Origin of the sequence: Citromicrobium bathyomarinum (assembly GCF_038594605.1) — a bacterium.
In the GTDB taxonomy this organism is placed as follows: Bacteria; Pseudomonadota; Alphaproteobacteria; order Sphingomonadales; family Sphingomonadaceae; genus Alteriqipengyuania; species Alteriqipengyuania bathyomarina_B.
In genome coordinates, this window is sequence record NZ_JBCFZM010000003.1 from 277,232 (window position 1) to 300,824 (window position 23,593).

Sequence of the window (23,593 nt, forward strand, 5' to 3'; positions counted from 1 at the left end):
TCCGGTGACACGTCCGGCGACCCATATCTGGCGCCTCCTCAAGTGGGGGCGGACCGCCGCGCGGCACGGCGCGCTGCGCGGGATCGAGAACGACCCGAACGCGCCCGCGCCGGTCAAGTCGCTGCTGCGCGTGGCGCGGTTCGGCACGCGGCAGCCGGAGACGCCCGACTATGCGGGCGCGTTTCGCGCGATCGGCCCGGCGGCGATCAAGCTAGGCCAGTCGCTCGCCACCCGGCCCGACCTCGTCGGGGACGAGGCGGCGATCAATCTCCTCAGCCTGCAGGACAACCTGCCGCCGGTGCCGTTCGAGAAGCTGCGCCCGGTGGTCGAATCCACCTTCGTCCAGCCGCTGGGCGAGCTGTTCCGTGAAATCGACCCCGAGCCTGTGGGCGCGGCCTCCATCGCGCAGGTGCACCGGGCGGTGACAACGGACGGGCGCCAGGTCGCGGTCAAGATGCTGCGCCCGGGCATCCGCGAACAGTTCGCGCGCGACATCGCGACCTACGAATGGGCCGCCGCGCATGTCGAGGCGATGGGAGGGGAGGCCGCGCGGCTGCGCCCTTCGCTGACCATCGCCAACTTCAAGCGGTGGACCAATTCCGAGCTGGACCTGCGGCGCGAGGCCGCCTCTGCCAGCGAACTGGCCGAGGCGATGAAGGGCTTTGCGGGCTATCGCATCCCGGCAGTCGACTGGGATCGCACCAATGGCCGCGTGATGACGATCGAGTGGATCGACGGCATCAAGATGAGCGACCGCGAAGGGCTGGTCGCCGCCGGGCACGACCTTGAGCAGCTGGCCGAGCGGCTGGTGCTCGCCTTTCTCACCCAGGCGATCACCTTCGGCTATTTCCATGCCGACATGCACCAGGGGAACCTGTTCGTTGAAGGCGACGGCACCATCGCGGCGATCGATTTCGGGATCATGGGCCGGATCGACCGGCGCGCGCGGCAATGGCTCGCCGAGATCCTCTACGGGTTGACCACGGGCAATTATCGCCGCGTCGCTGAAATCCATTTCGAAGCGCAATATGTGCCCAGCCACCATTCGGTGGGCGAGTTCGCCACGGCGCTGCGCGCGGTGGGCGAGCCGATGCGCGGCAAGCCGGTCAGCGAGCTGTCGGTCGGCCAGATGCTCGACGGGCTGTTCGCGATCACGCGCGATTTCGACATGCAGACCCAGCCGCACCTGCTGCTGCTGCAAAAGACGATGGTGATGGTCGAAGGCATCGCCACCCAGCTCAATCCCAAGATCAACATGTGGGATGTCTCCGCGCCCTTCGTGCGCAACTGGATTCGCGATGAGCTGGGGCCGGAGGCTGCGATTGCCGACCGGCTGCGCGAGGATTTCGACACGCTCCAGCGGATACCGGCGCTCGTCCGTCGGCTCGAGGAGAAATACCCGCCCAAGGGCGGCGCTCCGGAGCCCGCGCCACTGCCCGAGATCGAGCTGATGTGGGAGCGCAAGGAACGCGCGGCGGCGAGCCGCGAAGGGCCCGGCTGGTTCGGGCAGGCTGCCCTGGTGCTGGGCGGGGCGGGGATCATGGCCGCGCTGTTCGCGGCGGGAGTGATCGGCTAATGGCGGGGCCGGGCGGCATCAAGGTGCTGCTGGTGATCGGCGGCGGGATCGCGGCCTACAAGTCGTGCGAGCTGGTCCGCCTGATCCGCAGGAATGGCGGCGAAGTTACCTGCGTGCTGACCGATGGAGGCGCGCAGTTCGTCACCCCGATGACGCTCGCAGCGCTCTCCGAAAACCCCGTTCACACGACGCTTTGGGACCTCAGGAACGAAGTCGAGATGGGTCACATCCAGCTCAGCCGCGAGGCGGATTTGGTGGTGGTGTGCCCCGCAACCGCGAACATGCTCGCCAAGATGGCGGCGGGGATTGCGGACGATCTGGCGACCACGCTGCTGCTCGCGACCGACAAGCCGGTGATGGCGGTGCCCGCGATGAACGTGCGCATGTGGCAGCACGATGCCGTGCAGGCGAATGTCGCGACGTTGCGCGCGCGCGGCATCGCGGTGATCGACCCGGACGAAGGCGCCATGGCCTGCGGCGAATACGGGCCGGGCCGCCTGCCCGAACCCGCAGCGATCTGGGGCGCGATTGCGGACTGGGCCGCAGGCGGCGAGCCGCAGGTCGCTTCTCCGTCAGCTGAGGCTGCTCGCGAGGACGCGCATGGCGGGCTGGGCGGTCTTATTGCGTCGTTGATCCCGCGCGGAAAGACAAAGTCCGCGCCCGCCGAAGGCCCGCTGCTGGCAGGGAAGGGCGCTGCCACCGCATCGATGCCCGAACTGACCGAAAGCGCGCCCGGCTTCGCCTTCCGGTTCGAAGGCACGCCGCTCGCAGGAAAACATGTGCTCGTCACCGCTGGGCCGACGCACGAGCCGATCGACCCGGTCCGCTACATCGCCAACCGGTCGAGCGGGAAGCAGGGCTTTGCCATCGCCGCGGCGGCTGCCGCTGCGGGTGCTCGAGTGACGCTGGTCGCCGGGCCGGTCACGCTCGCCACGCCTCCCGGCGTTACGCGCGTCGACGTGCAGACCGCGCGCGAGATGGCCGATGCGGTGCGCGAGTCGCTGCCCGCCGATGTCGCGGTGATGACGGCTGCCGTGGCGGACTGGCGAGCGGCCGATATGCGCGACCAGAAGATGAAGAAACGCTCCTCCGCACCGCCCGCACTGCGGCTGGAGGAGAACCCCGATATCCTCGCCACTCTCGGCACCTCGGACCGGCGGCCCGCGCTACTCATCGGCTTCGCAGCCGAGACCGAAGATGTGGTCGAGCATGCGAAGGCCAAGCGGGAGCGCAAGCGGGCCGACTGGATCGTCGCGAACGATGTGTCAGGCGGCGTCGGACAAAGCGTCATGGGCGGTGCCGACAACCGCGTGCATCTCGTGATGCAGGATGGTGTCGAGGATTGGCCCGAAATGCCCAAGGAAGAGGTGGCGATGAAACTGGTCGAGCGGATCGCGGTCGAGATGGAGACGACCAATGGCGTATGATGTCGGCGTCCGGATCAAGCGTCTGCCCCATGGCGAGAGGCTGCCTTTGCCCGCCTACGCGACCGATGGCGCAGCAGGCATGGATGTGTGCGCGGCGGAGGATGTGGAGCTCGCCGCTGGCGCGCGCCATGCGGTCGCCACGGGATTCGCGGTGGCGATTCCCGATGGCTATGAAATTCAGGTCCGGCCCCGCTCGGGTCTCGCCTTCAAGCACGGCATTTCCGTGCCCAATGCACCGGGCACGATCGATTCGGACTATCGTGGCGAGCTCAAGGTGCTGCTGATCAACCATGGGCAGGATAGCTTTTCGATCCAGCGCGGCGACCGCGTGGCGCAGTTAGTGCTCGCCCCCGTTACCCGGGCGGCCTTTACCGAGGTCGACGATCTGGACGAGACCGAACGCGGGGCGGGGGGCTTCGGTTCGACGGGCGGACACGCAAAGCTCTGATACAAAAAAGGCGGACCGTATGGCCCGCCTTTCCTTGTTCCGGTTTGATTTCCGCGCCTACCGCTCTTCCGGCTTGATCGAAATGCGCACGGTTTCGCCCGAATTGCCGGGGAAGTCGGTGAACATCGCGTCGACGAGGTTCGGCACCAGATATTGCAGCCGGTTGCTTGGCGATACCGCACTTGCCGTGCCTTCGAACAGGCGCTCTCCGGTCACGCGGTTGTCGATGTCGACTTCGATCTCGCTGGTGTAGACCGTGTAGCTGCGCACGTCGTTGTCGTGGAACCACGGGTCGTAGAAGCCATAGCCCCAGTATCCGCGCGAGCGGAACGGGCGATAGCGATACCACGGATCGTAGAAGGGATCGCGGAAGGAACTGCTCGTTGAACGAACGCGCTCGCGGCCGTTATCGACTTCATAGTCGAAACGCACGATCAGGTCGGCGGTTTCGGGATTGCCGCGCACGTAACCGAGCTGGCTCAATTCCTGGCTGACGAGATCGGCGTACTGGCCGAACTCGATACCACCGGCGAGCGAGGCGTCGTCCGCGACAATCGCGAAGCTCTGCCCCTGCGGGGCGGGAAGTTGCGCCTGGAAGCGCGAAACATCGGCCTGGAAGCCGGTCGCACAGGCCGTGAGGCTGCCGCCGAGCAATCCGAGTACGCCGAGCGCGGCGAGGAATCTTGGTCGTTTCATAGGTCGGGCCCCTTGTTGCGGGCTCGCCACAGAGGGCGAGGCCCTGCCAATCGTGTTCAAAGGATTACGAAGGTCATCATGAACCTTGCTTTAACCCCTTGAAGCTTCTGTGGTTTCTCGAATTGCGCAATGTTAGCCCCGCAGCAGGCCGAGCGCGCGATAAGTATCGGCAAGCGTGGGGCCTGCCCGCTCGCGAGCTTTGGCGGCCCCACGGGCCAGCGCCGCCTCGATCGCCTCGCGATCCTCCAGCAACTGGCGGAGCCGTGCCGAGATCGGCGAGAGCGTCTCGACCAGCAGCTCGCCCAAGACTGGCTTGAAGGCACCGAAACCCTGACCTGCATGCTCCGCCAGCACGGCATCGGGCTCGCGGTCGGCAAGCGCACAGTAGATCGTCACGAGGTTGAGCGCCTCGGGCCGGGCCTCCAGAGCTGCGAGATTGTCGGGCAGGGGATCGGGGTCGGTCTTCGCCTTCTTGACCTTCTTCATGATCGTATCGGCATCGTCGACCAGCGCGATCCGGCTCATTTCCGAAGGGTCGGACTTGGACATCTTTTTCGTCCCGTCGCGCAGGCTCATGATCCGGGCAGCGGCAGGCGGAATAAAAGGTTCGGGCAGCGTGAAGAGCGGCGCGTCTTCGGCGCAGAAGTCGTTGTTGAACTTCTGTGCGATGTCGCGCGCCAGCTCGAGATGCTGCTTCTGATCCTCGCCCACGGGCACATGCGTCGCCTGGTACAGCAGGACGTCGGCGGCCTGGAGGACCGGATAGGCGAACAGCGCGACCGAGGCGCCCTCGCGGTTCTTGCCCGCCTTGTCCTTCCACTGGGTCATGCGGTTGAGCCAGCCCATCCGGGCGGTGCCGGTCAGCAGCCATTGCAGCTCCGCATGCTGGGGTACCTGCGCCTGGTTGAACAGGACCGAGCGGTCCGGATCGATCCCGCAGGCGATCAGCGCGGCGGCCATCTCCAGCGTGCCCTTGTGCAGCTCTGCCGGATCGTGCGGCATGGAGATCGCATGCATGTCGGCGAGGAAGAACAGGCATTCGCTGCCTTCATCGAGATCGTCCTGCATCTGCACCCAGTTGCGGATTGCGCCGAGGTAGTTGCCGAGGTGGAGATTGCCGGTGGGCTGAATGCCGGAGACGACGCGCATGGGGGTATTTCCTTGGAAGACTGAATTGGGGCCAGCGAGCGCACTGGCAAGGTCGGTTGCCGGGTTCAGGCTTACCAAAACCATCGCCAGGCTGCCCGCCCGCGAAGCACGAAGCGCGCCGGGGCCGAACGGGTCGAGAATGGCGTATCAGTCATGGTTGCGGGGCATAGCACAGGCCCGTCATGGGGCAAGATCGTCGGGCCCGCCCGCCTTGGGCCCCCCGCTCTCAGGCCCGCCGCTTTCGGGAATCGGGCGCTTGCGCGTCAGCGTGACGATGCGCTGCTTGTCGATCGCGCCGATCGCGAAGGCGACCCCGAAATAGACCGCGCCTGCACAGATCACGAGCGCGATCAGCGCGCCTGCCCGCGCAAACAGGCCGGCATCGTACCAGCCGGTCAGCAGGTCGCGCGCGAACCACAGGGCCGCGCCCATGGCCGCTGCTGCGACGAGCTGGCGCGCAATGCGCCCCACGAGCTTCAGCGGGATCGTGTAGTAGTCGCGCCTGACCAGCACGGCGTAGAGGTAGGCCACGTTGATCCATGCCCCGATCACGCTGGCAAATGCGACACCGACCACGCCCCAGTCGGCGATCAGGGCAAAGTTCATCGCGGTGAACACCACCAGCGAGATAAAGGCCGCATAGACCGGCGTGCGCGTGTCCGACCGGGCGTAGAAATTGGGCACCAGCACTTTCACCAGCACGTACGCCGGCAGGCCGAGGACGAGCATGCCGAGGACGTTGCCGGTAAGGCTCGCCTGATCGAGGCTGAAGCGGCCACCCTGGAAGATCATCGTGACGAAGGGAACTGCGCAGATCGCGAGCGCCACGGCGGCGGGGATCGTCAGCAGCATCGCGATCTCGATCGCGTCGGACTGGATCCGGTCAGTCCCTTCCTTGTTCTTGGAGCCGACGAACTTCGACAGGGTCGGCAGGATGGCGGTCGACAGCGCGATCCCGATGATGCCCAGCGGCAGCTGGTTCAGCCGGTCGGCATAATTCATGTAACTGATCGATCCGGCATCGAGCTGGTTGAGGAAGTACAGCTGCACCAGCGTGTTGATCTGGTACGCCCCGCCGCCGATCGCGGCTGGCAGGGCGATGATGCTCAGCCGCTTCACCTCGGGCGTGATGCGCGGCCACAGCAGCTTTGGCCGGAAGCCTTCGACCCGCGTCCAGATGTAGAGCCAGACCAGCTGCAGCACCCCGCCCACCGTCACCGCCCAGGCCTGGGTGTAGCCGACCTGCCGTGTGGTCCAGCCCCACTCGTTCATCGCGTAATCGCCGAACAGCAGCGCGGCGATCAGGACGAGGTTGAGGATGATGGGGAAGCTGGCACCCGGCGCGAAGCGGCTGACCGAATTGAGCATCCCCGTGAACAGCGTCACCAGGCTGACCAGCACGATGTAGGGGAACATGATCCGTGCGAAGTCGACTTCCATCGCGAAGTCGGCGGGCGGCGAATCGCCATCGCCCAGCAGCCGGATCACCAGCGGCATCGCCAGCATCATCACCGCGCACAGCGCGATCAGAACCGGCAGAAAAACGCTCAGCACATCGTCGGAAAAGCTGCGCGCATCCTCGATCCCGCCCTCGCCGTGCAACCGCTTGGAGAACATTGGCACGAAGGCGGCGGAAAACGCGCCTTCCGCGAACAGGCGGCGGAAGACGTTGGGGATGATGAAGGCCTGGAACCATGCATCGGTGACGGCATTGGCGCCGAGCACCCGGGAAAAGATCATTTCCCGGGCAAGCCCCGCGACTCGGCTGACCATGGTCAGCCCGCCGATCGTACCGACATTCTTGAGCAGGCTCATCCGCCCGCCTCCCGCTGGGGTTCGCCCTTGGCCGCAGCCGTCAGGCGTTGCCCGCCGGAGCCGCGCCCGCCGCAGCGTCTTCCTGCTGCTTCTGCTGCAGGCGCTGCACGTAGAGGCCGTTGAAATCGATCGGGTCGATCATCAGCGGCTGGAAGCCCAGATCGCGCGAAGCTTCGGCAATCACGCGGCGCGCGAAGGGGAACAGGATGCGCGGAGCCTCTGCATAGAGGAACATGTGCGCCTGATCCTCGGGCAGATTGCGGATGCCGACGAGGCCGGCATAGACCAGCTCGATCACATAAAGCTGCCCGGCATCGCACTCGGCGGTCGCGTTGATCTTGAGCTCGACCTCGTTCACTTCGTCGTTCACCGGATTGGCGCCGATGTTGAACTGAAGATCGATCTTCGGCGCATCCTTCCACTGGAAGCTGGCCGGCGCGCTCGGATTTTCGACCGAGAGATCCTTGATGTACTGGTTGATGAACCCGGCGGTCGGCTGGGTGTCGGCACCATTGGCACCCGGCTGGTTGTCGAGATTGGTCAGAACGTCGCCTTCGTCGGCCATGTGAGGTTTCTCTGGTCTGCAAGGTTGAAAGGCCGGTCGCTCGCTTGCGCGGGCGCCCGGATGGGTCGCAAGCCGCCTAGCAGCCGCTTGGACGCCCCGCAACGGCAACGAATCAGCGTTATGAGACACATTTCGCCGCTTCCAGGCACTCGGGCGGACGTTGTGCATTTGATATCGGCCCCTATCTGTGGGAATGAATGCGAAACGTGAAGGGCGCGTCCGGCGGTTGTCGTTCGATGCGCGCCCGATGATTAGCCAGGTGCCTTGCAAGTGATTCCCGAAATCGTAATCCTCGCCATGATCGCGGTCTTTCTGGGCCTGAGGCTCTATTCCGTTCTCGGCCGCCGGGCCGAGCATGAGGAAGAGCCCGTGCCGCATCGCTTCGATGCGCAGGACAAGCCCGACGTGGTGCCCGCCGCCTCCGCGACGCAGGCTCCCGCCCGCGCCGTGACCGAGCAGCAGGCCAAGCCCGATGTGCTGCCCCAGGTGGAGCGCGGCGTGCAGTCGATCATCGCGGCGGATCGCGGGTTCGACATCGTCTCGTTTCTCGAAGGCGCCAAGGGTGCCTATGGCATGATCCTCGAAGCTTACTGGAACGGCGACAGGGAAACGCTGCGCGAATTGTGCGACGAATCGGTCTATGAAGGTTTCGCCGGTGCGATCGATGCGCGCGAAGCCGCGGGCGAAACGGTCGACAATCGCCTGATCCGGATCGAGGACGCGACCGTTCGCGACGCCGAAGTGGAGCGCAAGGAAGCGCGTATCACCGTTCGCTTCGTCGCGGACATCGCGGCGGTGACGCGCGATGGCGAGGGCAATGTGATCGCCGGTTCGCTCGACGATGCGATCGAGACCCGCGACATCTGGACCTTCGCCCGGCGGACCGATTCGCGTACGCCCGACTGGCAGCTGGTCGAAACCGACGAAGGCTAGTTCTGCAACCAGTGGCGTGCGCTCTAGCGCGCCTTTGAGGGGGGACCGATGTTCAAGTGGATTTGGCCCCTCGCGGTCCTCGTAGCCCTTTCCAGCTGTGTCGGCCCCGGTGGCGACAAGCCTCCGTTCGACCCGATCGACCGGCCTCCACCCGCAGTCGGCGATGCCGTTTCCGCCGGTGTCGCTGCCGGACCCTCCTTCCGCTCGCTGCGGATCGACCCGCAGGACGCGCAGAGCGCGCTCATCGCATTCAGGTCGAGTTGCGACTGGCCGTCGGGCAAGGAAGACGTCAGCGGGCTGACCCGGACGGAAGACTGGCTGGGGATCTGCACCGCCGCGCTGCGCTGGGAAGGCGATGCGCTGACGTTTTTCGAGACATATTTCGAAACCGCGCAGATCGGTAACGGCGAAGCCTTCGCCACCGGCTATTTCGAACCCGAAATTCTCGGCAGCCGTACGCGTCGCCCCGGCTACGACGTGCCGGTCTATCGCGTGCCCGAGGATCTGGTGCGCGCGTGGCCCGCCGATACGCCCGAAAGCGAGCGCGAAGGGCGCCCGCCGCTCGGCCGCTACGACGATAATGGCGACTTCGTGCCCTACTACAGCCGCGCCGAGATCGAGGAGGGCGCGCTCGCCGGGCGCGGCCTCGAAATCGCATGGGCGGCCGACGCGGTGGAGATGTTCTTCCTTCAGATCCAGGGCTCGGGCCTGCTGCGCCTGCCCGATGGCAGCCGGATGCGGATCGGCTATGCCGGGCAGAACGGGCGCGGCTATACCGGCATCGGCGGCCTGATGCGCGAGCGCGGCCTGCTGGGCGACGGGCCGGGCCAATACCCCGGATCGATGCAGGGCATCGTGCAATATCTCAACGAGAACCCGGTCGCAGGGCGCGCGCTGATGCGCGAGAACGAAAGCTGGATCTTCTTCCGCGAGCTCGACACCAGCGGACCGCTCGGCTCGCTTGGCGTGCCCGTGACACGGCAGAACAGCGTGGCGGTGGACCCGCGTTTCGTGCCCTATGGCGCGCCCGTCGTGCTCGACATGGACCGCGACATTGCCGACGGCATGTGGGTGGCGCAAGATACCGGCGGCGCGATCAAGGGCGCCAACCGTTTCGATACCTTCTGGGGCAATGGCGGCGATGCGGCCGAGGTCGCTGGCGGGATGAGCGCGCGCGGTGCAGCCCTCGTGCTGTTGCCCAAGGGTACGCTCGCGCGCCTCAACGGGCGGTGAAACCGCCGCGTAACTTCCCGAGGGGGCTTTCCGAGGAGGAGAGCGCCGCATGGGCGGAACTGGCGCAGAGCGTTACGCCGCTCAATCCCAATGCGCCCGCGCGGCGCCTCGCAGCGCCGGTCTCTGCGCCCAAGAGCATATCGCCCGCCGCGGGTCCCAGGCGCAGCCCGCCACCCGTGCCCAAACCTGCCGCAGTGCCTTCGAAGCCTGCCGGCCGCACGCCGCCGCGCCGCGTTGGCGGCAATCTCGATTCGCATTGGGACCGGCGACTGAAGGCTGGCGATATCGCGCCCGAGCTCAAGCTGGACCTGCACGACCACGGCCTCGAGCGCGCCTATAGTCGCCTGATGGACGGGATGGAGCAGGCACACGCGATGGGCGCGCGCACCGTGCTCGTGGTCACCGGCAAGCCGCGCGGCGGCGATGCCGCCGACCGGGGCGAACGGCGCGGCGCGATCCGCGCGAAGATTCTCGACTGGCTGGCAGCGAGCGAGCACGGCGCCTCCATCGCCGCGATCCGCAAGGCCCACCGCCGCCACGGGGGCGATGGGGCGCTCTACGTCGTGCTTCGGCGCGGCGCGTAACCGTTAAGATGCTGGTGATCTTCGATTGCGACGGGGTGCTGGTGGACAGCGAGACGCTGGTCTCGGCGGTGCATGTGGCGAACCTGCGGCGCGCGGGCTACGCGATCGACGAGGCGCAGCTGATCGAACGGTTCCTGGGGACGACCGACCGCGCGATGATCGCGACGATCGAGGGCGAACTGGGCCACGCGCTGCCCGCCGATTATCTCGCGCAGGTGAAGCAGGAGGTGCGGGCCCGCGCCGGTGCCGATTTGCGCGCGGTGCGCGGCGCGCACGACGCGGTGGACGCGATGACTTGCGCGGTCTGCGTCGCGTCGAGCAGCGCGGAGGAGGAGCTGCATTTCAAGCTTGAGACGACCGGGCTGGCAGGCATTTTCGGTGAGGCGGTGTTCAGCGCCGACCGGGTCGAGCACGGCAAGCCCGCGCCCGACATCTTCCTCTATGCGGCTTCGCGCACGGGCTGGCAGCCCGACCAGTGCGTGGTGCTAGAGGACAGCGTCAACGGTGTGCGCGCCGGCCGCGCAGCCGGGATGCGCGTCTTGGGCTTCACCGGTGCGGGGCACCTTCCACACGGCTACGACGAGGCGCTGATCAAGGCCGGCGCGGAGGCCGTGGCTGCCGATTACGGTGCCTTGCGCGCGCTTTTGCCCGAGGCGTTTGCGCCCTACCGGGATGAGCGATGAAGACCATTCTCCGCTCGCAACCGCTGTTGTGGCTGGCGCTCGCGCTGCCGGGCGCGTGGATGCTGGCGAGCTGGTGGGCGACGCCCGATCTTTATGGCTACGGCCACATCATCGGCGATAGCGGGGACTGGGCGGCGTGGCTGCTGATGGCAACGCTCGCGGTAACGCCGATCCGGCTGGCGTTTCGCCGCAGCCGGATTGCGCAATACCTGATGCGCAGGCGGCGCGACCTCGGCGTGGCGAGCTTTGCCTATGCCGCCGGGCACACGATCATCTACCTGTGGCGCAAAAGCGATCCGGCGATCATCTGGGACGAGGTATCGACGCCCTATATCCTCGCCGGGTGGATCGCCTTCGCGCTGTTCGTGCCGCTGGCGATCACATCCAACGATGCTTCGATGCGCAAGTTCAAGAGGGGCTGGAAGCGGCTGCACCGGCTGGTCTATCCGGCGACGGTGCTGGTGTTCGTGCACTGGGCCCTGTCGGCCTTCGATCCGACCACCGCCACTATCAACATCGCGATATTGGCGGCGATCGAGATCGTCAGGGTCTGGCTGCAATGGCGTCAAAAACGCCCGGCCAGCGCCAGCGTCAGAGCGTGACGTACTGGCGGAAGCGCGCGACTTCCGCTTCGTCGACATATTTGCCGATCTCGCGATCGAACACGCCCATGTCGGCATAGGGGCGGTATTCCTCGAACTCGTGGACCATCTTGTCGGTCATGCCGGGGACGAGGCGGATTTCCTCTTCGCTGGCGGAGTTGAGGTCGATCGGTACGAAGACGTTCACGAGAACGGCCTTGGCTTCGTCTTCGCTCAAGCTTTCCATCAGCTTGGCGTTGAAGTCCGTAACGCTGTCATACGGCTGGCCGGCGATGATCGCGGCAGCGAGTTCGGGCGAAATGCCATCGATGGCGGCAAGCTCGTCCTCGGTGGCCGTGCTGGCGTCGAGCACGGCGGACTCGGAGTCGACGGCCTCGATCGCGTCGGCATCGGAGGTTGCTTCATCGGCCGCAACGGTATCGTCGGTCGTCGCGTCGGGCGCTTCCGAGCAGGCGGCGAGCGCCAGTGCGGTGGCTGCGACGGGGACAAGATATTTCAGTTTGCGCATGATGTGCCTTTCTTTTTGCGAAGGACTCGCATTAACAGCGCTGGCACGCGTGTCGATGGGCGATTTTCGGTCGGCCCATCGACATGCGCATAAGCGCCTGATTTTCGATGCTAGCCTTGTTCGATAGATTTCGCGCTGGCCATACCCGGAGCGTCCGACTTGCCGCCGATCATGTCGCGGACGGTCTTCTCGATCCGTTCGCCGATCGCGTGGTCGACATTCTTCCAGTAGTCGAACGCACGCACCAGCACCTTCTCGCTGACGCCATCGGCAAGGTGGCCCGAGACGTTGGAGACGAAGCGATCGCGCTGGGCGTCGTCCATCACATCGCGCACCAGGCCTTGGTGTATTTCGAGACGTCCGCAGTCGTCTTCCACGTGCCGAACGCGCCCGAACCCTTGGCGTGCGGTTGGCGTTCGGGAATCCGCTCCCGATTGAAGTTAGCCATCTGCTCGATCAGGTAATGATCGTTGAGCACGATCGGGCCGTCGGGGCTGACGGTCAGCGAATGCTCGTCGCTCTGGACGCGGATACCGGCATCGGTGGTGGTGGGGGGGACGGTCTTGGCCATGGGAAAATACCTTGGTTTCAATAGGCTTAGCTATAACGGCGGTGGCGCCAAGCCCGTTCGCGCACACCGGCCCATAGCGCCTGAATGTCAGCCGATATCGTCGGCGCTGAAGGGATACTGGCGCCGCTCGTGCTGGACGCTGATCCAGCGCGTGGTGGTGAAAGCTTCGATCGCCCACTCGCCGTTGAACCGGCCGATGCCCGAATTCTTGACCCCGCCGAACGGGGCGAAGGGGCTATCGTTGACCGTCTGGTCGTTGATGTGCGTCATCCCCGCCTGGACCTGCTTGGCAAAGGCCAGCGCGCGGCCTTCGTCGCGGCTGAAGACCGCGCTCGAGAGGCCCATCTCGGTGGCGTTGGCGAGTTCGAGCGCGTGGTCTTCATCGCGTGCGCGCTGGATCGGCGCGACGGGGCCGAAGATCTCGTTCGCGACGAGGCAGCTATCCTCCCCGACATCGGTGAAGACATGCGGCGGGATAACGAGGCCAGCGGCATCGCCGCCGAGAGCGCACGTTGCGCCCTCTTCCTTCGCCTTGGCGATCATCTCGGTGATCCCGTCGAACTGGTCGCGGTTGACGATGGGGCCGATGAAACATTCGGGATTCTCACGCTCGCCGACCGGCAATTGCTTCACCCGCTCCACGAACTTCTCGACGAACGCGTCGTAGATCGCGTCTTCGACCACGATGCGGTTGGCGATCATGCAGATCTGGCCCTGGTGCATGAATTTGCCCCACACGCTCGCTTCCACCGCGCGGTCGATGTCGGCATCGTCGAGCACCACGATCGGGCTGTTGCCGCCCAGCTCCAACTCGACCGATTTGAGCCGATCGCCATCGAGCGCGGCCTTGCCCACGCCCCGGCCGACGGGGGTGGAACCGGTGAAGCTGACGACTGTGGGGATCGGATGGCGGATCAGCGCATCGCCGATGCTGGAGCCTGATCCGGGCAGTACCGCGACCAGCCCTTCGGGCAGGCCAGCCTCCTCGCAGATGGCGGCGAAGATCGTGCCGCCGGTAACGATCGTGTCGCTGGCTGGCTTGATGACCACGCCATTGCCCAGCGCGAGCGCGGGGAACAGCGTGCGCGCGGTCAGCTGCAGCGGGAAGTTCCACGGGCTGACCAGCGCCACGACGCCCGCAGGCTCACGATAGGCGCGCGATTCCTTGCCCGGGATATCCTCCGGCATGATCGCCCCCTTTGCCATATAGGGCAGGGTCGCGGCTTCGGACCGGGCAACCTGCGTCACCAGCATCAGCTCGAGCGCGGCCTTCAGCTTGGTGCCGCCGGCCTCGCGCACGATCCAGCCGGCGATCTCGTCCTTCCGCGCTTCGAGAATGTCCGCGATGGCATGCATCTTGGCCGCACGGGCGGCGGGCGGCATCGCGCCCCATTCGCGCTGCGCCTTCGCACTGGCGCGACAGGCTTCGTCGACATCGTCTTCGGTGGCGGATGCCATTTCGAAGATCGTGCTTTCGTCCCACGGGCAGATGTTCTTGAGGGTGTCGCCGGAGCCTGTGCGGCGTTCGCCGGCGAGGAAGATCGAATCGAGATTGTCGTAATGTGTCATGCTGGTCGAACGGCGCGCGCCGCCGCTTGTTTCCCGTGCGCGGCTGACATGGCCGAAAGCATAGGGTGAGTGCGCCCGCGAGCGCGGGACGACCTGAAATGCGCAAAGCAAAGCCCCCGGAAAGCGGATGCTCCCGGGGGCTTTTTCGATAACGTCGCGGCGAGCCGGACGCCGCAACCGGCTTACCGATACTTGGCGTAGGTCAGGTCGAACCGGTCGGCGTCCATCACCTTGGTCCACGCCGCCACGAAATCGCGCACGAACTTCGCTTCGTGTCCGTTCTCGGCGTAGACCTCCGCCACGGCGCGCAGCTGCGAGTTGGATCCGAAGACCAGATCGGTGCGGGTCGCGTGCCACTTCTCTTCGCCCGAGGCGCGGTCGGCGCCGACGAATTCCTCGTCACCGCTTTCATCGACCGTCGCCCACTTGGTGCCCATGTCGAGCAGGTTCACGAAGAAGTCGTTGGTCAGCTGGCCCGGGCGATCTGTCAGCACCCCAATGCTGTTGCCATGCTTGGCATGCTTGCTCACTGCGCCCAACGCGCGCATCCCGCCGACCAGCACGGTCATCTCGGGGATCGAGAGGCCGAGCAGGCTGGCCCGGTCGATCAGGAGATCCTCGGTCTTCACGCTCGCCTTGGTCTTGAGATAGTTGCGGAAGCCGTCGGCGAAGGGCTCAAGCGGCTCCCAGCTTTCGGCATCGAACTGCTCCTCGCTCGCATCGCCGCGCCCGGTGGTGACGGGCACGGAAATGTCGAAGCCTGCATCCTTCGCCGCCTTCTCGACCGCAGCCGAACCGGCAATCACGATGGCGTCGGCCATCGAGATATCGTCGCGCAGCTCGTCGAGCTTGGCGAGGACCTTGCCCAGTTCCTCGGGATCGTTGACCGCCCAATCCTTGAGCGGGGCGAAGCGGATATGCGCGCCATTGGCGCCGCCGCGATGGTCGCTCTTGCGGTAGGTGCTGGCCGAAGCCCACGCCGCCTTGACCAACTCGCTCACCGAGAGCCCGCTGCGTAGTACCTTGTCCTTGAACAGGGTGACGGCAGTATCGGAGACTTCGCGGCCCGCAGGCACCGGGTCTTGCCAGATCAGGTCTTCGGCGGGCACATCGGGCCCGAGGTAGCGCGCCTTGGGGCCCATATCGCGGTGGGTCAGCTTGAACCACGCGCGGGCGAAGGCATCGTCGAGCGCGGCCTGATCGTCGCGGAAGCGTTCGGATATCTTGCGATAATCCGGGTCGCGCTTCAGCGCCATGTCGGCGGTGGTCATCATGGTCGGCACCTTCTTCGAAGGATCGCGCGCGTCGGGCGCCATGTCCTCCGGGTCCGGGTTGACCGGCTGCCACTGCTTCGCGCCCGCCGGGCTTTCCACCAGCTCGTAGTCGTACTTGAACAGCAGGCGGAAATAGTCGCCGCCCCACTGCGTCGGGTTGGGGGTCCATGCGCCTTCGAGGCCGGAGGTGGTGATGTGGCCCTGCTCGATCTGCCCGGCGTCCGTGGCCCAGCCGAAGCCCATCAGCTGCAGCGCCTCGCTCTCGGGCGCACCGCTGAGCTGGTCGGGCGGGACGGCGCCGTGGCACTTGCCAAAGGCGTGGCCGCCCGCGGTCAGCGCGACGGTTTCCTCGTCGTTCATCGCCATGCGCGCGAAGGTTTCCTTCATGTCGCGCGCCATCCCTTCCGCATCGTGCGGGTCGCCGCCAGGGCCCTCGGGATTGACGTAGATCAGCCCCATCTGGATCGCGGCGAGCGGGTTTTCGAGCGCCTTGCCTTCATCGGGAATGATGCGCGTCTCGACGCCTTCGTCGACCCACTCTTCCTCCGAGCCCCAGTAGATGTCGTTCTCCGGCTCGTAGACGTCCTTGCGGCCGCCGCCGAAGCCGAACACCGGCCCGCCCATGCTCTCGATCGCGACATTGCCGGTCAGCACGAACAGGTCGGCCCAGCTGATGTGCTTCCCGTATTTCTGCTTGATCGGCCACAGCAGGCGGCGCGCCTTGTCAAGGTTGCCGTTGTCGGGCCAGGAATTGAGCGGGGCGAACCGCTGCTGGCCGCTGGAGGCACCGCCGCGCCCGTCTCCGGTGCGATAGGTGCCCGCCGCGTGCCACGCCATGCGGATGAAAAACGGGCCGTAGTGGCCATAGTCCGCCGGCCACCACGGCTGGCTATCGGTCATCAGCGCGTGGAGGTCTTTCTTCAACGCATCGTAGTCGAGCGCGTTGAACGCCTCGCAGTAATCGAAATCCTCGCCCATCGGATCGGGCGACTGTCCGCCTTGCGTCAGGATATGCAGGTCGAGCGCATCGGGCCACCAGTCCTTGTTGGTGCGCCCCAGCAGCGCACGCACGCCGCCATCGCCATGAAAGGGGCATCCGCCGCCCATCGAACCAGTCTTCGCGTCCATCGTACTCTCCATCACTTGTGCGACTCGTGTCGCTGATGATGGGAGAATGCGCTCGACGCTGTGATTGGTCCAATCGATTAATTGGCTCTAACTGATTTGTTTTGGCGATAGGTGGTGGCGCTTGCCGTAGCGTAACGCAAAACGGCGCCACCTGCTCGAACAGGTGACGCCGCTTGTGTGGGCATAGGTGAGAGGCGTCAGGCCGCCTGCGCGATTTCGTCGGCCGGTTCGGTGCGGATGAGGTAGTCGAAGGCGGTCAGGCCCGCTTCCGCGCCCTGGCCCATCGCCACCACGATCTGCTTGTAAGGAACTGTCGTGGCGTCGCCTGCGCCGAAGATGCCGGGCAGGTTGGTCGTGCCGCGCTCGTCGGTGACGATTTCGCCGTGCTTCGAGAGTTCGAGCCCGGAGTCCTTCAGCCATTCGGTGTTGGGGACGAGTCCGATCTGGACGAACACGCCCGCGAGTTCGATCGTGCGTTCTTCGCCGCTGTCGCGGTCCTTCACGATCAACCCGTTCACGCGGCTGCCGTCGCCGGTGATCTCGGTCGTCTGGCCGTTGGTGATGATCTCGACATTGTCGAGGCTCTCGAGCTTGTTCACCAGCACCGCATCGGCGCGCAGCTGGGTGTCGAATTCGATCAGGGTCACGTGGTCGACGATCTTGGCGAGGTCGATCGCCGCTTCGACGCCCGAATTGCCGCCGCCGATCACCGCGATCCGCTTGCCCTTGAACAAAGGCCCGTCGCAGTGCGGGCAGTAGGCCACGCCCTTGTTGCGATAGTCTTGCTCTCCCGGCACGCCCAGATTGCGCCAGCGTGCCCCGGTGGCAAGCACGATCGCACGGGCCGACAACTCGCCGCCATTGGCGAAGCGGACCTTGTGCATCCCGCCTTCCTGCTTCGCCGGGATCAGCTCCTCGGCCTGGACGAGGTCGATCTTGTCGATCTCGTTGGCCTTCACCTGCTCGTCGAGGTCGGCGGAAAGCTTGGGGCCTTCGGTATAGGCGGTGCCCGGCAGGTTCTCGATTCCGAGCGTGTCCTGCAGCTGTCCGCCGAAGCGTTCGCCCGTAATGCCCGTGCGGAAGCCCTTGCGCGCGGTATAGACCGACGCGGCGACGCCCGCAGGGCCGCTGCCGATAATCAGCACTTCGTAAGGCTCGCGCTCGTTCAGCTTGGCCGCTGCCTTCGCGCCCGATCCGGTGTCGAGCCGTTCGAGGATCTGCGGCAGCTCGATCTTGCCGTTGTAGAAGCTCTCCCCGTTCAGGAAGGTCGCGGGCACGGCCATGATGTCGCGCGCCTCGACCTCGTCCTTATAGGCGCCGCCTTCGATCAGCGTGGCGGTGATGCGGGAATTCTCCAGCGCCATCAGGGTGAGCGCCTGAACGACATCGGGGCAGTTGTGGCACGAGAGCGAGAAGAACATCTCGAACTCCAGATCGGTCTCGATCCGGCGGATATCCTCGAGCACATCGGCATCGACCTTCGGGGGATGCCCGCCCGCCCACAGCAGCGCGAGGACGAGCGAGGTGAACTCGTGACCCATCGGCAGACCCGCAAAGCGGACCCACTTTTCGGCATCGCTGCCGCGGCGGATGATGAAGCTGGGCTTGCGCTCGTGGTCGCCATCGAAATCGACCGAAACGAGGTCGTGCAGCGCGGCGATCTCTTCGAGCAGCTCGCGCGTCCTGGCCGAGGTCTCGTCGTCACCCAGCGATGCGACAAGCTCTACCGGCTCGCGCAGGTTTTCGAGATATTGCTTAAGTTGCTGCGTCATCTGAGCGTCGAGCATGGGGAAACTCCATCCTGTTTGGTGATTGCGTGCCGTTTCATCCGGCCCGGCAATCCATCGTCGAACGCATCGGTCGTGCGATGCGTTGGAAGATGGATCGTTTCGTCATGATGCCCCTATCGAGCGGGGGAGTGGAGGCCCGGCCTGTGCCGAGCCTCCGGTAGTATCGCTTAGAGCTTGCCCACGAGGTCGAGCGAAGGCGTCAGCGTGTCGCTGTCTTCTTCCCACGCAGCCGGGCAGACCTGGCCGGGGTTGTTGCGGACGTACTGCGCCGCCTTGATCTTGCGGGCGAGTTCGTTGGCATTGCGGCCCACGCCTTCGCAGGTCTGTTCCATGATCTGGATCACGCCGTCGGGATCGACCACGAAGGTCGCACGGTCGGCAAGACCCATTTCCTCACGCAGAACGTCGAAGTTCTTGGAGAGGGTGTGCAGCTGGTCGCCGAGGAACGGGAACTTCAGCTTGCCGATCTTTTCGGACGTGTCGTGCCATGCCTTATGGCTGAAATGCGTGTCGGTGCTGACGGCATAGACTTCCACGCCCATCTTCTGGAGCATGTCGTACTGCTCGCCAAGATTCTCGAGCTCGGTCGGGCACACGAAGGTGAAGTCGGCCGGGTAGAAGAAGAAGACCGCCCAATTGCCCTTCACATCCTCGTCGGTGACTTCGAAGAAGTCCTTGCCGGCCTGGAATGCGGTGGCTTTGAACGGTTTGATCTGGCTTCCGATGATACCCATTGCGTGTCTCCTGTCAGGGTTGAAACTCGGAGCCTAGATAGGGGCTGCTGCGACGCACAAAAGCGATTTGTGGCGATGGCACCAATCGGAATTATCGATGAAATTGTTGGAACTTTCCTGCGCGGGGGTGCAAGGCGATTTTACCGTGCGCTGCGCAGGTTTGTCTCAACCGGAACACCTCCGGTTCGCCCTGTCGGGGTCGTGAAGCAGAAATCGGCCGAGAGCGGAATGTCCGGGCCACATTTGCGCTATAATGTAACTGGACACTCGCCGGTTGAACCATGGAATCTGCTCTATTCCCCCCTTGGCATATCCGGCCCAGAACGCCGTTTGCGCGATGCATTCGTGCCTCTGCCAGGCATGGACCGACCCTGGGGGTAATACCTAACGCTGTGCGTTCGATATCCGAATTTGGGCTAACACCTTGATTAGGGCTCAAAATACCCGCTCTGCCTTTAACCAATCGCAAGGCCGATTTCGATTACGGTTCCTGCGGAAGGAATTAGAGATGTCGAAGCCAAACCCGGTCGAGGTCGAGCGCGGTCTCTTGTCGATCGCCTATGGCAACCTTCCTACCTTGCTCGTCATGAGTGTGGTCGCATCGCTCGGTGCGTCGGTGGTGCTGAGCGGGGCCGGATACACGTGGATCTGGTTCTGGTTTGTCGGGGTGGTTTTTCTCAACCTCGTCCGGTTTGCACTCAGCCGCGGCGTGTCGGATGCAAAAATTCAGCGAGCCGAAATGGCTACGGTCGGCTATTACCGCCGGACCTATGCAATCGGACTATATGCTTCGGCGGCGCTGTGGCTGGCTCCGATATCATTGGTAGGGCATGATTCCGTTGCGTCGATCTATACGCTGGCGATAATCTTCTCCGCACTGGCGGCCGGCGGGACGGGCATCATGGCCGCCCTGTTGCGCGAGGGACGGACTTATATCGCGATCATGCTGGGCCCAGCGTCGATCCTCATGTTCCGGGGCTTTGAGGACGGCACGGTACTGATGGCGCTCGGCCTCGTCTTTCTGGCCGTCATGCTGGTGGTCCACGATCGCAATCACAAGGTTACGCGCAGGGCGCTGGAACTCTCGGTCGAAAACCGGCGGCTGGTCGAGGAACTGCAATCGGTCAATGCGGGCCTGGAAGACACGGTCGCCAGGCGCACCAGGCAACTGGCGAATGCCGCGAACAGCGACGACCTGACCGGGCTGGCAAACCGGCGCGGCCTGATCGAGTGGATGAAGCGTAACCTCGATCCGGACGACCCGCGCGAAGCATCGGCGCTGTTCCTGGACCTCGACCGATTCAAGCATATCAACGACGCGATGGGCCACTCCGTCGGCGACCAGGTGCTGAAAGTCGCCTCGCAGCGAATGACGGCCTGCGTGCCCGAGGGTGCGGTGCTGGCGCGCTGGGGTGGCGACGAATTCGTGATGGTCCTGCCACAGAACGCGAATGTCAGAGCCACTGCCCGGGATGTTGCCACCCGTTTGATCGAGGGCATCAGCCGGCCTTTCCTGATCGACGATCATGCGATGAGTATCGGGCTATCGGTCGGCGTATCGTTCTACCCCACCGATGCAAGCGATCACCGCGCCCTGATCCTGGCGGCGGATCTCGCCATGGCAGAGGTCAAGCGCAACGGGCGCGGCGCAAGCCTCGAATATTCCGAGACGCTGAGCCTGGTCCAGCGACGTCGGTTCGATCTCGGCCGGGCGCTCGGGGCGGCTATCGAAAACGGAGACCTGTTCCTCGAATATCAGCCGATCGTGGATTCTTCGACAGGGCGGATCCACGCATTCGAGGCTCTGGCCCGCTGGCAGCATCCCACCTTGGGCAAGATCAATCCTGCAGAGTTCATCGAACTGGCGGAAACCACGGACCGGATCAATGCGCTTGGCGATCTCGTGCTGGAGAAGGCCTGCTTTGAAGCGGCGACATGGCCCTGCAGCGATCATGCGCCCAAGGTTGCCGTCAATGTATCGGTCAAGCAGTTGCGCGACGACACCTTCGCCCTGAAGGTCATGCGCATCCTGGCCCGTGCGAAGCTTCCCCCGGGCCGTCTCGAAATCGAAGTGACCGAGTCGCTGTTCGAAAACGATCACCCGGCGATCATCAAACAGACGATCTCCAGCTTGCGCGCATTGGGCGTTTTCATCGCGATCGACGATTTCGGCACTGGCTATTCATCCCTTTCGCGTCTGCAAAACCTGCCGGTCAATGCGGTGAAGATCGACCAGTCCTTCGTCGCCGACTTGGATGGCAACGGTCGCGCGGTGATCGAGAGTATCATCATGATCGCAAACCGGCTCGAGCTTGATGTCGTGGCGGAAGGTGTCGAGACGGACGCCCAGCTCGATACCCTGATCGGTATGGGGGTAAATTGCCTGCAGGGTTATCTCCTGGGGCATCCTTCACGGCGGGCGGATAGCTATTTCGAAAGAAAGCGCTCCGACTGGACCGCAGGCGACTTCGCCAGGCGATCAGGTCGCTCTGTTCACCGCATTTCCAAACCCACGGGGGTGTCGGAATTCGAGGCGGCCCGACAGCCGGTATCGGGACGCTGACAAACCGGGGCACTTGCTCCGACACGACCGTCTGATCGCTTGTCATTTGCCGGTCTTCGACCTCTCGCTGCCAGTCTAGCCATTCCACGGCGGCAGCAGCGACGCGGACGGATCAAAGGTCTCGTCCTGCACGCGAGCAAGATAGGTGGCCGCGCGGCCCAGGTAGCCGCGATCGTCGACCAGCCGCTCTACCATCGGCATTGCGGGCGAGGGATCGTCAAGCCAGGTGAGGGCGTTGAGCGCCTGCAGGCGCACCATTTCGGGCTGGTCGTCGGATAGCAGGCTGGCCAGCTCTGCTACTCCCAAATCTGTATGTCCGACATGAGCCAGCCCTTCTGTCAGGACAACGCGAACCTGGGGGGTGCTTTCAGCCTCAAGTGCATCCAGCATGGCCCCAACCGCAGATGCAGCGTCGCTGGCGCGGATCAGCAAACCGGTAGCCGCCCAGTAACGGATGACCTCGTTGTCTGAACCCAGATCGCGCACGAGGTCGGGGACCTCCCCCTCCCGTCCAGAGGCAGCGCGCTCCGCGACCGCGATCACCTGCCCAAGCGGGTACCTTCCCGGTTGCCTGCTGGCGAGATAGCCTTCCAGCGCGCATCCTTTCGGAATGAAGCCGTTATCGTTGATCGCCAACAGGTGATCGTCCAGCGCGCGGCGCATGGCAGAAAGGACCGCGGCGCCCTCGTCAGGCTCGTCCGCGATGTTGTTCACCTCGTCGGGATCGGCCTCAAGGTCGTAGAACTCCTCGAAGGGCTTGGGCTGGAAGAACCGCGCCTGCACGGGCGACAGAGCCCCGCAAGGTGCTGCGAGTGCCATGACTGGTAGCTTTGCAGCATCCACGGAAACGCGACGACCTGCCTCAGCGGCCGGTGCGGCATGTAGTTGCGGATGTAGCGATAGCGTCCGTCCGTGACCGTCCGAATGAAATCGTAACGCTCGTCCATCCGGTTGCGCATGCCAAAGGCATAGACTTTCGGATCGGCGATATTGCGCCCCAGAAACGGCGTGCCCGGCATTTCGTGCGGTTGTTCCTCGCCCACCAGGGAAAGCAGCGTCGGCACGAAATCGATGAATGATACAGGCGCGGCGATCTCGCTGCCGGAAGGCACCGGGGCCAGGTGTCGCCATTTCTCCGGCACGCGCACAACCATCGCGACGCGGTGCCCCTCCTCGTAACAGTAGCGCTTCGATCATGGGAGGCAGCCGCCATTATCGGAATAATAGAAGACGATCGTGTCGTCGGCGAGACCGGCCTGTTCCAGCTCGCGCAGATGGCCGCCCACGAAATCGTCCATCTTCTCCATTAGGTTGTAATAGCTGGCGAAGTCCTGCCGCACTTCGGGCGTGTCGGGCAGGTATGAAGGCACCCGCACATCGTCCGGAGATACGGCACCGCCGGTTTCGCCAAACAGCCGCGATGCGTCGGTAATCATCGAGTTGAAGACCGCCATGAACGGCGCGCCCGAGCTGTAAACACCATGGACCCGGCTTGCAGGCTCTCCATGTCGGCGCCAGGGTAGTATGCGGGATCGAGCGGCGTTTCGGCGACAGTTCTGTGTCCGGACGCCTTCACGAAAGCGGCGAATTCGCGATTAGTGACGGGCGCAACATCGATCTGGAACGCAGGTGCCTTGACCGACCTTACCGCACGCTCCTCCGGATAGAAGTTTGCGCTGCCCAAGGCGGATTCGCCACCCGGCAGACGCACCATCGCTGACATGCTTTATCGGTAACTCGAACAG

Annotated in this window: 24 protein-coding genes; 9 read left to right on the forward strand and 15 right to left on the reverse strand. The window is 64.7% G+C overall.

Going from position 1 to position 23,593, the window contains the following annotated elements:
* The first annotated feature begins 4 nt into the window (after positions 1–4).
* Genes ubiB through dut form a run of 3 tightly spaced genes read left to right on the forward strand, consistent with a single transcriptional unit; the run spans position 5 to position 3,451 of the window.
* Positions 5–1,576, forward strand: coding sequence for a 2-polyprenylphenol 6-hydroxylase (ubiB, locus tag AAG612_RS12740; RefSeq protein WP_342510643.1), 1,572 nt, complete (start codon positions 5–7; stop codon positions 1,574–1,576).
* Positions 1,576–3,003 (forward strand): bifunctional phosphopantothenoylcysteine decarboxylase/phosphopantothenate synthase, encoded by a 1,428-nt coding sequence (locus AAG612_RS12745; RefSeq protein WP_342510644.1) that lies wholly within the window; start codon positions 1,576–1,578, stop codon positions 3,001–3,003. The genes ubiB and AAG612_RS12745 overlap by 1 nt, the downstream gene beginning before the upstream one ends.
* The gene (gene dut / locus AAG612_RS12750) at positions 2,993–3,451 is read left to right on the forward strand and encodes a dUTP diphosphatase (protein ID WP_342510646.1); all 459 of its coding nucleotides are present in this window, start codon (positions 2,993–2,995) and stop codon (positions 3,449–3,451) included. Before AAG612_RS12745 ends, dut begins: the two co-directional genes overlap by 11 nt.
* 57 nt (positions 3,452–3,508) lie before the next feature.
* Here the strand turns inward: dut and AAG612_RS12755 are convergent, their stop codons facing one another.
* The 4 genes from AAG612_RS12755 to secB all read right to left on the reverse strand — a co-directional run bounded on the left by AAG612_RS12755 (position 3,509) and on the right by secB (position 7,676).
* A complete protein-coding gene (locus AAG612_RS12755; protein ID WP_342510648.1) occupies positions 3,509–4,147 on the reverse strand; it encodes a DUF4136 domain-containing protein in 639 nt (212 codons plus the stop codon).
* Between the two features lie 132 nt (positions 4,148–4,279).
* Positions 4,280–5,296: a tryptophan--tRNA ligase gene (gene trpS / locus AAG612_RS12760; RefSeq protein WP_342510650.1), complete on the reverse strand. Its 1,017-nt coding sequence runs from the start codon at positions 5,294–5,296 to the stop codon at positions 4,280–4,282.
* A 180-nt stretch (positions 5,297–5,476) separates the two neighbouring features.
* Complete coding sequence (murJ, locus tag AAG612_RS12765) at positions 5,477–7,111, reverse strand: murein biosynthesis integral membrane protein MurJ (RefSeq protein WP_342510652.1); 1,635 nt, start codon at positions 7,109–7,111, stop codon at positions 5,477–5,479.
* A 40-nt stretch (positions 7,112–7,151) separates the two neighbouring features.
* Positions 7,152–7,676 (reverse strand): protein-export chaperone SecB, encoded by a 525-nt coding sequence (secB, locus tag AAG612_RS12770; RefSeq protein ID WP_342510654.1) that lies wholly within the window; start codon positions 7,674–7,676, stop codon positions 7,152–7,154.
* Between the two features lie 270 nt (positions 7,677–7,946).
* On the opposite strand from secB, the gene AAG612_RS12775 reads away from it, so the two are divergent.
* Genes AAG612_RS12775 through AAG612_RS12795 form a run of 5 tightly spaced genes read left to right on the forward strand, consistent with a single transcriptional unit; the run spans position 7,947 to position 11,711 of the window.
* Complete coding sequence (locus AAG612_RS12775) at positions 7,947–8,609, forward strand: Tim44/TimA family putative adaptor protein (protein ID WP_342510656.1); 663 nt, start codon at positions 7,947–7,949, stop codon at positions 8,607–8,609.
* 48 nt (positions 8,610–8,657) lie between these two features.
* Positions 8,658–9,842: a murein transglycosylase A gene (mltA, locus tag AAG612_RS12780; protein WP_342510658.1), complete on the forward strand. Its 1,185-nt coding sequence runs from the start codon at positions 8,658–8,660 to the stop codon at positions 9,840–9,842.
* Positions 9,839–10,426: a Smr/MutS family protein gene (locus AAG612_RS12785; protein WP_342510660.1), complete on the forward strand. Its 588-nt coding sequence runs from the start codon at positions 9,839–9,841 to the stop codon at positions 10,424–10,426. Before mltA ends, AAG612_RS12785 begins: the two co-directional genes overlap by 4 nt.
* Before the next feature lie 8 nt (positions 10,427–10,434).
* Complete coding sequence (locus AAG612_RS12790) at positions 10,435–11,109, forward strand: HAD family hydrolase (RefSeq protein WP_342510661.1); 675 nt, start codon at positions 10,435–10,437, stop codon at positions 11,107–11,109.
* On the forward strand, positions 11,106–11,711 hold the full coding sequence (locus AAG612_RS12795; RefSeq protein WP_342510664.1) for a protein-methionine-sulfoxide reductase heme-binding subunit MsrQ: 606 nt from the start codon (positions 11,106–11,108) through the stop codon (positions 11,709–11,711). Before AAG612_RS12790 ends, AAG612_RS12795 begins: the two co-directional genes overlap by 4 nt.
* Here AAG612_RS12795 and AAG612_RS12800 read toward each other — a convergent pair.
* From AAG612_RS12800 to ahpC, 7 genes are all read right to left on the reverse strand, one after another.
* The gene (locus AAG612_RS12800) at positions 11,701–12,219 is read right to left on the reverse strand and encodes a hypothetical protein (RefSeq protein WP_342510666.1); all 519 of its coding nucleotides are present in this window, start codon (positions 12,217–12,219) and stop codon (positions 11,701–11,703) included. The genes AAG612_RS12795 and AAG612_RS12800 overlap by 11 nt on opposite strands.
* Before the next feature lie 110 nt (positions 12,220–12,329).
* On the reverse strand, positions 12,330–12,542 hold the full coding sequence (locus AAG612_RS12805) for a catalase-related domain-containing protein (protein WP_342510669.1): 213 nt from the start codon (positions 12,540–12,542) through the stop codon (positions 12,330–12,332).
* Positions 12,542–12,790 (reverse strand): catalase, encoded by a 249-nt coding sequence (locus AAG612_RS12810; protein WP_425341862.1) that lies wholly within the window; start codon positions 12,788–12,790, stop codon positions 12,542–12,544. The genes AAG612_RS12805 and AAG612_RS12810 overlap by 1 nt, the downstream gene beginning before the upstream one ends.
* A gap of 87 nt (positions 12,791–12,877) precedes the next feature.
* Complete coding sequence (locus AAG612_RS12815; protein ID WP_342510671.1) at positions 12,878–14,359, reverse strand: aldehyde dehydrogenase family protein; 1,482 nt, start codon at positions 14,357–14,359, stop codon at positions 12,878–12,880.
* 182 nt (positions 14,360–14,541) lie between these two features.
* Entirely contained in the window at positions 14,542–16,761 is a 2,220-nt protein-coding gene (gene katG, locus AAG612_RS12820) for a catalase/peroxidase HPI (RefSeq protein ID WP_342510674.1), read from the reverse strand.
* 197 nt (positions 16,762–16,958) lie between these two features.
* Entirely contained in the window at positions 16,959–18,548 is a 1,590-nt protein-coding gene (ahpF, locus tag AAG612_RS12825) for an alkyl hydroperoxide reductase subunit F (RefSeq protein ID WP_342510675.1), read from the reverse strand.
* A gap of 170 nt (positions 18,549–18,718) precedes the next feature.
* The gene (ahpC, locus tag AAG612_RS12830; protein ID WP_342510677.1) at positions 18,719–19,285 is read right to left on the reverse strand and encodes an alkyl hydroperoxide reductase subunit C; all 567 of its coding nucleotides are present in this window, start codon (positions 19,283–19,285) and stop codon (positions 18,719–18,721) included.
* Between the two features lie 508 nt (positions 19,286–19,793).
* Between ahpC and AAG612_RS12835 the strand changes: the two genes are divergently transcribed.
* Positions 19,794–21,848 (forward strand): putative bifunctional diguanylate cyclase/phosphodiesterase, encoded by a 2,055-nt coding sequence (locus AAG612_RS12835; protein ID WP_342510679.1) that lies wholly within the window; start codon positions 19,794–19,796, stop codon positions 21,846–21,848.
* A 75-nt stretch (positions 21,849–21,923) separates the two neighbouring features.
* Here AAG612_RS12835 and AAG612_RS12840 read toward each other — a convergent pair whose 3' ends face one another.
* The 4 genes from AAG612_RS12840 to AAG612_RS16330 are packed head-to-tail and all read right to left on the reverse strand — an operon-like array spanning position 21,924 to position 23,571.
* On the reverse strand, positions 21,924–22,631 hold the full coding sequence (locus AAG612_RS12840; protein ID WP_342510681.1) for a HEAT repeat domain-containing protein: 708 nt from the start codon (positions 22,629–22,631) through the stop codon (positions 21,924–21,926).
* Entirely contained in the window at positions 22,559–23,002 is a 444-nt protein-coding gene (locus tag AAG612_RS12845; protein ID WP_342510683.1) for an alkaline phosphatase family protein, read from the reverse strand. Before AAG612_RS12845 ends, AAG612_RS12840 begins: the two co-directional genes overlap by 73 nt.
* Before the next feature lie 39 nt (positions 23,003–23,041).
* Positions 23,042–23,302: a sulfatase-like hydrolase/transferase gene (locus AAG612_RS12850; RefSeq protein ID WP_342510685.1), complete on the reverse strand. Its 261-nt coding sequence runs from the start codon at positions 23,300–23,302 to the stop codon at positions 23,042–23,044.
* Positions 23,281–23,571, reverse strand: a complete 291-nt coding sequence (locus AAG612_RS16330; protein WP_425341863.1) for an SUMF1/EgtB/PvdO family nonheme iron enzyme — start codon at positions 23,569–23,571, stop codon at positions 23,281–23,283. The genes AAG612_RS12850 and AAG612_RS16330 overlap by 22 nt, the downstream gene beginning before the upstream one ends.
* Between the last annotated feature and the right edge of the window lie 22 nt (positions 23,572–23,593).

Excerpts from the sequence above, each read along its gene's own strand:
- AAG612_RS12745 (WP_342510644.1), top strand. The coding sequence starts at position 1,576 with ATGGCGGGGCCGGGCGGCATCAAGGTGCTGCTGGTGATCGGCGGCGGG.
- AAG612_RS12810 (WP_425341862.1), bottom strand. The coding sequence starts at position 12,790 with ATGGCCAAGACCGTCCCCCCCACCACCACCGATGCCGGTATCCGCGTC.
- AAG612_RS16330 (WP_425341863.1), bottom strand. The coding sequence starts at position 23,571 with ATGTCAGCGATGGTGCGTCTGCCGGGTGGCGAATCCGCCTTGGGCAGC.
- secB (WP_342510654.1), bottom strand. The coding sequence starts at position 7,676 with ATGGCCGACGAAGGCGACGTTCTGACCAATCTCGACAACCAGCCGGGT.
- mltA (WP_342510658.1), top strand. The coding sequence starts at position 8,658 with ATGTTCAAGTGGATTTGGCCCCTCGCGGTCCTCGTAGCCCTTTCCAGC.
- AAG612_RS12790 (WP_342510661.1), top strand. The coding sequence starts at position 10,435 with ATGCTGGTGATCTTCGATTGCGACGGGGTGCTGGTGGACAGCGAGACG.
- dut (WP_342510646.1), top strand. The coding sequence starts at position 2,993 with ATGGCGTATGATGTCGGCGTCCGGATCAAGCGTCTGCCCCATGGCGAG.
- AAG612_RS12845 (WP_342510683.1), bottom strand. The coding sequence starts at position 23,002 with ATGGTTGTGCGCGTGCCGGAGAAATGGCGACACCTGGCCCCGGTGCCT.
- AAG612_RS12805 (WP_342510669.1), bottom strand. The coding sequence starts at position 12,542 with ATGGACGACGCCCAGCGCGATCGCTTCGTCTCCAACGTCTCGGGCCAC.
- murJ (WP_342510652.1), bottom strand. The coding sequence starts at position 7,111 with ATGAGCCTGCTCAAGAATGTCGGTACGATCGGCGGGCTGACCATGGTC.
- ahpC (WP_342510677.1), bottom strand. The coding sequence starts at position 19,285 with ATGGGTATCATCGGAAGCCAGATCAAACCGTTCAAAGCCACCGCATTC.
- AAG612_RS12815 (WP_342510671.1), bottom strand. The coding sequence starts at position 14,359 with ATGACACATTACGACAATCTCGATTCGATCTTCCTCGCCGGCGAACGC.
- AAG612_RS12795 (WP_342510664.1), top strand. The coding sequence starts at position 11,106 with ATGAAGACCATTCTCCGCTCGCAACCGCTGTTGTGGCTGGCGCTCGCG.
- trpS (WP_342510650.1), bottom strand. The coding sequence starts at position 5,296 with ATGCGCGTCGTCTCCGGCATTCAGCCCACCGGCAATCTCCACCTCGGC.
- AAG612_RS12800 (WP_342510666.1), bottom strand. The coding sequence starts at position 12,219 with ATGCGCAAACTGAAATATCTTGTCCCCGTCGCAGCCACCGCACTGGCG.
- AAG612_RS12850 (WP_342510685.1), bottom strand. The coding sequence starts at position 23,302 with ATGGCGGTCTTCAACTCGATGATTACCGACGCATCGCGGCTGTTTGGC.
- ahpF (WP_342510675.1), bottom strand. The coding sequence starts at position 18,548 with ATGCTCGACGCTCAGATGACGCAGCAACTTAAGCAATATCTCGAAAAC.
- AAG612_RS12835 (WP_342510679.1), top strand. The coding sequence starts at position 19,794 with ATGTCGAAGCCAAACCCGGTCGAGGTCGAGCGCGGTCTCTTGTCGATC.
- AAG612_RS12755 (WP_342510648.1), bottom strand. The coding sequence starts at position 4,147 with ATGAAACGACCAAGATTCCTCGCCGCGCTCGGCGTACTCGGATTGCTC.
- katG (WP_342510674.1), bottom strand. The coding sequence starts at position 16,761 with ATGGACGCGAAGACTGGTTCGATGGGCGGCGGATGCCCCTTTCATGGC.